This window comes from Oleiphilus sp. HI0061 (genome assembly GCF_001635675.1).
The window spans coordinates 1-347 of sequence record NZ_LWFE01000665.1; the positions used below are offsets into that span (position 1 = coordinate 1).

Annotated in this window: 1 pseudogene; it reads right to left on the reverse strand. The window is 43.5% G+C overall.

The features are described from left to right. Positions 1–347: pseudogene (locus tag A3735_RS31785) on the reverse strand (IS3 family transposase); the annotation flags it as partial.

The following is a 347-nucleotide window of genomic DNA, read 5'->3' on the forward strand; positions in this document are numbered from 1 at the left end:
AAATGTTCAATGCTTTCTTCATCCTGCGCTCTCCATAAGTGTGGTCGCTGGACTCTGCTATATCCGTTATCCAATCAAGCATTTCCTGATGATCCGGGTCATCTGGTTGACTACGCTTGCGCTTGGCAAAGCTATAATAACTGTTTCGTTTCACTCCAAATAGCTGACACATCAGGTCAACCGGCCAGGTCTTCTTATGTTGAGTGATAAAGTCATACTTCACTTCGTTTCTTTGGCAAAGAAGACCGTCGCCTTTTTTAGTATTTCCTTTTCTATTTCAAGGCGCTTAACCTGCGCCTTAAGTCTTCTAATTTCTTCTTGCTCTGACGTAAGCTTGCCATTGCCTC